Origin of the sequence: Aeromonas sp. HMWF014 (genome assembly GCF_963878295.1) — a bacterium.
Classification (GTDB): domain Bacteria; phylum Pseudomonadota; class Gammaproteobacteria; order Enterobacterales; family Aeromonadaceae; genus Aeromonas; species Aeromonas popoffii.
In genome coordinates, this window is sequence record NZ_CAWNYS010000033.1 from 1 (window position 1) to 2,124 (window position 2,124).

Genomic DNA, 2,124 nt, shown 5'->3' on the forward strand with positions numbered 1-2,124 from the left:
GCTCCAGATGCTGGCGCAGCCAGCGCGGGTTCAACGCCTCGCCAGTCGCGCGGCGAATGAGCTCGTCCGTGCTGTGCTGGCTGCCCTGTGACCAGATGTGGCGGCCAAGCCACGCGAGTATCTCCGGCAGGCGACCCGCCTCGATCACGCTGCTCATGTTGCCCAGCTCCCGCTCCAGTGCGAAGCGCAATTGCGCCGCATACATGGCGCCGAGCGTGTAGCTCGGGAAGTAGCCGAACGAGCCGTCCGTCCAGTGAATGTCTTGCATGCAGCCATTCTGGTCGTTGCCCTTGGTGGAGAGGCCGAGCCACTGCTGCATCTTGGCATCCCACAGCTCGGGCAGATCGGCCACCTCGATGCGCCCCTCGATGAGGTCGCGCTCCAGCTCGTAGCGCAGGATCACGTGCGCCGGGTACGTCACCTCATCCGCATCGACGCGGATAAAGCCGGGCTCGACCCGGTTGTAGAGCTTCGCCAGGTTCGCCGGCGCAAACGCCGCTTGCTCGCCAAAGTGCGCGCGGATGCGCGGCACCAGCAGAGCCAGGAAGGCCGCATCGTGGCCGAGCTGCATCTCGCAGAACAGGCTCTGGCTTTCGTGAATGCCCATGGATCGCGCCTCGGCCACCGGCTGGCCCAGCAGCTGACGTGGCAGCCCCTGCTCGTAGCGCGCGTGACCCGTCTCGTGCACGATTCCCATCAGGCTGGAGACGAACTCCTGTTCGTTGTAGCGGGTGGTGATGCGCACGTCGGTCGGCACGCCGCCGCAGAACGGGTGGCTGCTCACATCGAGCCGGCCGTGGGCGAAATCAAAGCCGAGCAGCCCCATCACCTCCTGACCAAGCGCCTGCTGGCTTGCAATCGGGAAGGGGCCTTGCGGGGTCAGCAAGGATTCGCTTTTCTGCTGTTCGCTCACCGTCTGGATCAGGCCCGGCAGCCAGCTGGTGAGATCACCGAAGATCTGATCCAGCCGCGCACTCGTCATGCCGGGTTCATACAGCGCCAGCATGGCGTCGTAGGGGCGCACCCCGAGTGCCTCGGCGCGAAGTTGCGCCACTTCCCGCGACAGGGCCACCACCTCCTTGAGATTGGGGGCGAAGCCTGCCCAGTCGTTCTTTTTGCGCTGGCTGCGCCAGGCGTGCTCGCACTTGCTACCAGCCAGCGACAAGGCTTCTACCAGATCCGTGGGTAGCAGGCTCGCATCCTGCCAGTGGCGTTTTATCTCGGCGAGGTTCGCGCGTTGGAGCTCATTCAAGTACTCGCTCTCGGCCTTGGCGATCCAGTCGCCGAGCTCGGGAGCGGTGCGTTTTTGATGGATCAGCACGCCGAGTTCGGCCATGGCCTCGGCGCGTGCCTCGTTGCCGCCCTCCGGCATCATGGCGGCCTGATCCCAGCCACAGATGGCACTGAGGTGGGAGAGCCGGTGCAGCTGTTGCTGATGTTGTTCAAGTTTTTGATATGACATGGGATTGTCCTTGTTATCGTCCCTGATGGTGTGCACCCCGTACCTGGCATGATCGGGGCCGTTCGATGCTAACACTGCCATCGCGCGTTTTACCACCCTGGCCGAAGGGGCCTGACCAGATGACTGGTACTGACTAGCCGAGGCGCTTCTGGTGTCGCTCGCGGTTCTCCGCCTTCTGGCGCTCGCTTTTTCGCAGCAGCACATAGAGGGCGCCGCTGCCGCCGTGGCGGCGCTCGGCGCTGTGCATGGCCATCACGGCCGGCAGTTGTGGCAACCAGGTGCTGACATGGCTTTTCAGCACCGCGCGCGGCGTGCTGCGCTCCCCCTTGCCGTGCAGGATCAGCAGGCAGCGGATGTCCCGCACCTCGCAATCCGCAATGAACTGCACCAGGCTCTGGCGCGCTTCGTTGAGTGTCTTCTGATGCAGATCCAGGCTTGCCTGCAGCTCGTACTTGCCGAGCCGCAGCTTCTTGTAGACCCCCTCCTGCACACCGTCGCGCTTGAAGCCGACGATGGCGTGGGGATCGAGCATCTCGACAGCCTCCATGCTGAGGTGATCCGGGGTCAGTTGCTCTGCGGTCGCGGCCTAGCGGCGGGCCAGTTGCGCCTCGGTCGGGGCGGATGTGCCCGTGAGAGAGAGGGTGTTGTCACTACGAATGGGC

The 2,124-nt window shown here is 64.5% G+C and carries 1 protein-coding gene and 1 pseudogene; both read right to left on the reverse strand.

All coding sequences use genetic code 11. The annotated features are described in order from the left end of the window. On the reverse strand, window positions 1-1,462 hold a 1,462-nt coding region (locus tag AAC083_RS01085), incomplete at its 3' end, for a carboxypeptidase M32 (RefSeq protein WP_181364880.1). 133 nt (window positions 1,463-1,595) lie between these two features. Further along, window positions 1,596-2,124: pseudogene (gene smrA / locus AAC083_RS01090) on the reverse strand (DNA endonuclease SmrA); the annotation flags it as partial.